Origin of the sequence: Microbacterium sp., assembly GCF_047606685.1 — a bacterium.
GTDB lineage: Bacteria > Actinomycetota > Actinomycetes > Actinomycetales > Microbacteriaceae > Microbacterium.
This window is the reverse complement of record NZ_JASGEC010000089.1, coordinates 1-6613: the sequence shown is the minus strand read 5'-3', so window position 1 is coordinate 6613 and position 6613 is coordinate 1. Positions and strand designations below refer to the sequence as shown.

Genomic DNA, 6613 nt, shown 5'->3' with positions numbered 1-6613 from the left:
CCGGGGGCGACGCGCTCGCCGCCGCGGCGGCGACGGCGGCGGCGTGGGGCGCGCACGCGGTGGCGCAGGCATCCACCGTTCTGCCGCACCTCGTGGGGCTGCCCGAGCCGACCGTCACGGTCGACCCCGACCCCGCCCGGGAGCTGACCGACCCCTCGGCGTGAGCGACAGTGGTGTTGCCCAAATCTCCTGATCTCGCGCAGTCAGGCCGATTCGTCGCGAAACGTCCTGACCCCGCGAAATAGCCTGATCTGGCGAAACGCGAAGCGGGCGGTGGCGAGGCTCACCGCGGGGCCCACTGACGGCTCAGCGCGGGTCGTGGCGGCGCGGCACGTGCGTGCGGGCGACCAGCTCGCGCAGGTCTTCCAGCGCGCCCGCGACGAAGCCCTGCGCGCGCGCCTGCACGAGCACGTTCCCCAGCGCGGTGGCCTCGACCGGTCCGGCGAGCACGGGAAGGCCCGAACGGTCGGCGGTGCGCTGGCACAGCAGCCGGTTCTGCGATCCGCCGCCGACGATGTGGATGGTGCGCACGTCGACGCCGCCGAGCCGGCCGGCGGTGACCGCGGCGTCGGCGAACGCTTGCGCCAGCGACTCGATGATCGACCGCGCGTAGGCCGCGGGTGACGCCGCCGGCGGGGCGATGCCGTGCTCGGCGCACCACGCGTCGATGCGCGCGGGCATGTCGCCGGGGGGTAGGAACCGCCCGTCGTCGACGTCGAAGACGGGCACCGACTGCGGGTCGACATCCTCGGCCGCGGCCAGCAGCGCGGCGAAGTCGATCTGCTCGCCCGACGCGCGCTCCCACGTGCGCACCGCCTCGCTGAGCACCCACAGCCCCATCACGTTGTGCAGCAGGCGCGTGCGGCCGTCGACGCCGCCCTCGTTCGTGAAGCCGGCCGTGCGGGCGGCATCCGTCAGCACGGGGCGGTCGACCTCGACGCCGACGAGCCCCCACGTTCCGCACGAGATGTAGGCGGCCGCCGTGCGGTCCATCGGCACGGCGACGACGGCCGACGCCGTGTCGTGCGAGCCGACGGCGGTGACGCGGGCCGAGGCATCCGCTCCGATCGCGTCGGCGACGTCGGGCCGCAGCGCGCCGAGCGCCTCGCCGGGGGTGATGAGCTGGGCCAGGATGTCGCGGGGGATGCCGATCCGCTCCAGCAGCTGGTCGTCCCACTCCGCGGTGGCGGCGTCGAGCATCCCCGAGGTCGAGGCGATCGTGCGCTCGGCCCGCGCGATGTCAGTGAGCCAGTAGCCGAACAAGTCGGGCGTGAACAGCAGTGTGTCGGCGAGGGCGAGGATGTCGCGCGGCTCCGCCGCGAGTTGGTAGCACGTTGTGAACGGCAGCAGCTGCAGCCCGTTGCGGGCGTAGAGCTCGGCGTGCGGAACGCGCTCGTGCACCGCCTCGACGCCGTGCGCGGTGCGCTCGTCCCGGTAGTGGAACGGGATGCCGAGCAGGCGACCGTCGCGGAGCAGCCCGTAGTCCACGCCCCACGAGTCGACGCCGATGCTCGCGATCTCAGGCTCCGCGCGGAACGCGTCGCGAAGCCCGTCGAGCGCCGCGCCGTACAGGCCGAGCGTGTTCCAGTGCAGCCCGTCGCTTGCCCGCACCGGGTCGTTGGCGAACCGCGCCACCGCCGTCGCCTCGAGTGTGTCCCGCCCGACGCGCCCGAGGATGACGCGACCGCTCGTCGCGCCGAGGTCGATCGCGGCGACCGCGCCCCCGCCGGTCATCGCAGGAACGCGGCGGCGACGCCGGAGTCGACGGGAAGGTGCAGGCCCGTGGTGCGGCTGAGCTCGGGCCCGGTGAGCACATAGACGGCGTCGGCCACGTTCTCGGGCACGACCTCGCGGCCGAGGATCGTGCGGTTGGCGTAGAACTGACCGAGCTCTTCCTCCTTGATCCCGTACGTGGCGGCGCGGTTCGCGCCCCAGCCGGAGGCGAAGATGCCCGAGCCGCGCACGACGCCGTCGGGGTTGATGCCGTTGACGCGCACGCCGTGCGGGCCCAGCTCGACCGCGAGCAGCCGCACCTGGTGGGCCTGGTCGGCCTTCGTGGCGGAGTATGCGATGTTGTTGGGCCCGGCGAACACCGAGTTCTTCGACGAGATGTAGACGATGTCGCCGCCCATGCCCTGCTCGACGAGTGCTTTGGCTGCCGCTTTCGAGACGAGGAACGACCCCTTGGCCATCACGTCGTGCTGCAGGTCCCAGTCGGCCTCGGTCGTCTCCAGCAGCGGCTTGGACAGCGACAGGCCGGCGTTGTTGACCACGAGGTCGACGCCGCCGAAGGCCAGCACCGTCTCGTCGACCGCGGCCTGCACGGCGTCGGCGTCGGCGACGTTGCACGCGACGCCGATCGCGGCATCCGCCGTTCCCAGCTCCGCCGCAGCGTCCCGGGCCTTGTCGAGGTCGAGGTCGGCGACCACGACGCACGCGCCCTCGGCGGCGAGGCGCGTCGCGACGGCTTTGCCGATGCCGGATGCCGCGCCGGTGACGAGGGCGATGCGGCCCTGGTGGGTGCGGGGCTTCGGCATGCGCTGTAGCTTGGCCTCTTCGAGGGCCCAGTACTCGATGCTGAACTTGTCGGCGTCGGAGATCGGCGCGTACGTCGACAGCGCCTCGGCGCCGCGCATCACGGTGATCGCGTTGAGGTAGAACTCGCCGGCGACTCGCGCGGTCTGCTTGTTCGCGCCGAACGAGAACATGCCGACGCCGGGCACGAGCACGATGAGCGGATCGGCGCCGCGGATCGCCGGGGAGTCCGCGGTGGCGTGCGCGTCGTAGTACGCGCGGTAGTCGGCGCGGTACGCCGCGTGCAGTTCCTTCAGGCGGGCGATCGCCTTGTCGACCGGGGCGTCGGCGGGCAGGTCGAGCAGCATCGGCTTGACCTTCGTGCGCAGGAAGTGGTCGGGGCAGCTCGTGCCGAGTTCGGCGAGCTTCGGAGCCTTCGCCGAGCCGAGGAACTCCAGCACGCGCGGGTCGTCAGTGTAGTGGCCCACCATCGCCTTGTCGGTCGACGCGAGGCCCCGGATTGTCGGCGCCAGCGCCGCCGCCTTCGCGCGGCGCTCGGCCTCGGGCAGGGCCTGGAAGCGCTTGCGCGGCTTGCCGAAAGGGGCGGACCGGCCGTGCTCGTCGATGTACGCCTGCGCGGTCTGGACGATCCACAGCGAGTTGCGCTCGGCCTCCTCCGACGTGTCGCCCCACGCCGTGATGCCGTGCCCGCCGAGAATGCAGCCCACGGCGTCGGGGTTTTTCGCCTTGATCGCGGCGATGTCGAGCCCGAGCTGGAATCCGGGGCGCCGCCACGGCACCCACACGACCTTGCCGCCGAAGATCCGCTTCGTGAGCGTGCGGCCGTCCTTGGCCGTGGCGATCGCGATGCCGGAGTCGGGATGCAGGTGGTCGACGTGCGCGGCGTCGACGAGCCCGTGCATCGCGGTGTCGATCGACGGAGCCGCGCCGCCCTTGCCGTGCAGGCAGTAGTCGAACGCGGCGACCATCTCGTCTTCGCGGTCGATGCCGGGGTAGACGTCGACGAGGGCGCGCAGCCGGTCGAGCCGCAGCACGGCCAGGCCCGACTCGGTGAGCGTGCCGAGGTCGCCGCCCGAGCCTTTGACCCACATCAGCTCGACCGGCTTGCCGGTCACGGGATCGAGGTCGAAGCCCTTTGCGGAGGTGTTGCCGCCCGCGTAGTTCGTGGTGGCCGGGTCGGCGCCCAGGCGGTTGCTGCGCGCGATCAGATCGGCGACGGTCGGATTGGTCAAGTGGGTCTCCGCGGGGCGTTCGAGGCGCGGGCGTTGCGCGTCATTTCATGTTAAAAGTAACACAAATTCTCATATTGCTGCCGAAGGTGTCACAGGATCGTCGGAATCCACCGATACGGGTCGAGCCGGGGGTCGTCGGGCGGCAGCTCGGTGACGAGCACCGCGATGTCGTCGGGGGTCAGCGCGCGAGCGACCGAGCGCGCGCCGAGCTTGCTGGAGTCGAGGCACAGCACGCACCGCCGCGCGTTCGCCGCCATGGTCTGCTTGACCTCGGCCTCGGCGAGCGACACCTCCGAGCTGCCGTCGCGCGGGTCGATCGCCGCGGCCGACGCAAAGAAGACGTCGGCGTACACGGCGCGGGCGGCCTGGCACGCGAGCGGCCCGATCAGGCTTCCGGTCGTCGGCTCGGCGGCGCCGCCCGTCAGCATCGCGGTCACGCCGTCGAGGCGTTGCAGCAGCTGGAAGGTCTCGATCCCATTGGTGTGGGCCGCGAGGCCGTCGCGCGGGCCGACGATCGCGGCGAGCGTGCTGATCGTGCTCGACGCGTCGAGCACGATGGTCCCGCTCGGGGGCACGAGGGCCAGCGCCTTGGCCGCGATCGCGCGCTTGGCCGTGGCGCGCGTCGCCTTGCGCGCGTCGAACGGTCGCGCGGTCGGAGCGGCCGACGCCCCGCCGCGCGTGCGGCGCACGCGCCCCTCTGCCTCGAGCTCGAGCAGGTCGCGCCGGATCGTCATGGATGACACGGCGAACAGCTCCGCGGCCGCCTCGATCGCGACGCCGTCGGGCCGGCGGGCGAGCTCGGCGAGCTCTTCGCGCCGCCGTTCGGCGTCGAGCTTGGTCACGTGCGCCATCCCGGGAGTCTAGCCAGCCGGGCCGGTCAGGCGGCATCCCTCCGCGACGGCTGCGGCAGCCGGATCGGCGTGGTCGCCACGACCTCGTCGCTGAATTCCTCGGGAACCGCGGAGAGGACGTCAACCGGCACGGTCGCGTCGAGGGTGAGGCGGAAGCGCTTCGTCTCGTGGCGGTGCAGGCGGCCGGACGCGACGACCCACGCGAGCCCGATGGCGCACGCGACGAGGCCCGCGACCGCGCCGACCTGGATGGCCGCGCGCGGCCCGAAGGCGCTCGCCACCCAGCCGACGATGGGCGCTCCGATCGGTGTCGAGCCCATCAGGATCGCCATGTAGAGGGCGAGGACCCGCCCGCGGAGCGCGGGGTCGGTCGTGGTCTGCACGTACCCGTTCGCGGTCGTCAACGTCGAGACCGTGGCGAAGCCGACGAACACGAGAGTGAGGGCGTAGAGCCCGTACGTGGGCATGAACGACGACACGAGCGCGGCGACCCCGAAGCCCCCGGTCGCGACGATCACGACGCGGATGCGCGCCCGGTCGCGGCGTGCGGCCAAGAGCGCGCCGACGAGCGAGCCGATCGCGAGCACCGAGCTGAGCACGCCGTAGCCGTCGGCGTCCTGGCCGAACTCGACGGCCATCGTCGACGCGAAGATCGGGAAGTTCATGCCGAACGCGCCGATGAGGAACACCATCACGAAGGTGACGAGCAGGTCGGGCCGGCCCGCCACGTAGCTCACGCCCTCGCCGATGCGCGTGCGGCCGGTGGAGCGCACGCGCGGCACGAGCTCGTCGGCGCGCACGAGCAGGAGCGCCACGATCATCGCGAGGAAGGTGGCGGCGTTGACGACGAAGACCCAGCCGGCGCCGACGAGCACGATGAGCAAGCCGCCGACCGCCGGGCCGATGAGCCGGGCCGTGTTGAACGACGCGGCGTTGAGCGCGACCGCGTTGGACGCGTTCTCGCGGGCGACGAGGTCAGACACGAACGCCTGCCGCGCCGGCACGTCGAACGCGTTCGCGAGCCCGAACGCGAGGGCGAAGCCCCACATGAGCGGCAGCGTCATGACGCCGTTCAGCAGCAGCACGCCGACGGCGATCGCGAGGGCCATGAGCGTCGACTGCGTGACCATGAGCAGGCGGCGGCGGTCGAAGCGATCTGCCACCCAGCCGGTTGCGCTGACGAGCAGCAGCGGCGGGCCGAACTGGAGCGCCATCGTGACGCCCATCGCGGTGGCGTCGTTGTCGGTCAGCTCGGTGAGCACGACCCAGTCCTGGGCGGTCGCCTGCATCCAGCCGCCGATGTTGGAGACGAGGGCGCCGACCGTCCACACGCGGAAGTTGTAGAGCGACAGCGATCGGAACATCGTGGGCATCACGTGTCGGCCACCTCCCGCAGGAGCGCGGCGGCTCGGCGCAGGATGTCGCGCTCGTCGCCGGTCAGGGCGGCCAGCTGGTCTTCGAGCCACGCGTCGCGTCGGCGCGCGGTCTCTTCCACGACCGCGCGGCCGGCCGGCGTGAGGGCGATGTTGACCTTGCGGCGGTCGGCGTCGTCGGCGCTGCGGGCGAGCCATCCCGCCTCCTCGAGGCAGTTCACCGTGCGGTTCATCGACGGCGCGGTGACGCGCTCGCGGTCGGCGAGCTCGCCGAGCGTGTGCGGCCCGTGGACTTTGAGGGCTGCGAGCACGGCGAACTGGCCGTCGCTCATCGAGTCGACGGCGCGCTGAGCGCGCAGCCGGCGGGCGAGCCGAAAGGTCGCCATGCGGAGATCGGATGCCTCGCTCGCCAGAGCGGGGTCGGGTGTTGCGGGGTCTGACATGCTGATGCTTAGCATAGCTTATTAGCTTTACTAAGTAAAGCTGATGACCCCGCCTTGTTCTCAAATTCAGGAGATTCGGCGGGCTCAGGACGATATCAGCCGTAACGTCCTGAGCACGCCAAATACCCTGATCTGGCGAAACGCGCGGACCGGGCGCGCGGGGGCGCGGCGCGCGGGGG

At 71.9% G+C, this 6613-nt stretch carries 5 protein-coding genes; all 5 read right to left on the bottom strand.

Annotated elements, in window-relative coordinates; translation table 11 throughout:
- Positions 1-306 precede the first annotated feature (306 nt).
- Positions 307-1734, bottom strand: coding sequence for a rhamnulokinase (locus QM611_RS10870; protein WP_415079936.1), 1428 nt, complete (start codon positions 1732-1734; stop codon positions 307-309).
- Positions 1731-3767: a bifunctional aldolase/short-chain dehydrogenase gene (locus QM611_RS10865; RefSeq protein ID WP_415079935.1), complete on the bottom strand. Its 2037-nt coding sequence runs from the start codon at positions 3765-3767 to the stop codon at positions 1731-1733. Before QM611_RS10865 ends, QM611_RS10870 begins: the two co-directional genes overlap by 4 nt.
- Positions 3768-3856: 89 nt before the next feature.
- Positions 3857-4618, bottom strand: a complete 762-nt coding sequence (locus QM611_RS10860) for a DeoR/GlpR family DNA-binding transcription regulator (RefSeq protein WP_415079934.1) — start codon at positions 4616-4618, stop codon at positions 3857-3859.
- A gap of 26 nt (positions 4619-4644) precedes the next feature.
- Positions 4645-5982: an MFS transporter gene (locus QM611_RS10855; RefSeq protein WP_415079937.1), complete on the bottom strand. Its 1338-nt coding sequence runs from the start codon at positions 5980-5982 to the stop codon at positions 4645-4647.
- An 8-nt stretch (positions 5983-5990) separates the two neighbouring features.
- Entirely contained in the window at positions 5991-6434 is a 444-nt protein-coding gene (locus QM611_RS10850; protein ID WP_415079933.1) for a MarR family winged helix-turn-helix transcriptional regulator, read from the bottom strand.
- Between the last annotated feature and the right edge of the window lie 179 nt (positions 6435-6613).

Excerpts from the sequence above, each read along its gene's own strand:
- QM611_RS10855 (WP_415079937.1), bottom strand. The coding sequence starts at position 5,982 with ATGTTCCGATCGCTGTCGCTCTACAACTTCCGCGTGTGGACGGTCGGC.
- QM611_RS10860 (WP_415079934.1), bottom strand. The coding sequence starts at position 4,618 with ATGGCGCACGTGACCAAGCTCGACGCCGAACGGCGGCGCGAAGAGCTC.
- QM611_RS10850 (WP_415079933.1), bottom strand. The coding sequence starts at position 6,434 with ATGTCAGACCCCGCAACACCCGACCCCGCTCTGGCGAGCGAGGCATCC.
- QM611_RS10870 (WP_415079936.1), bottom strand. The coding sequence starts at position 1,734 with ATGACCGGCGGGGGCGCGGTCGCCGCGATCGACCTCGGCGCGACGAGC.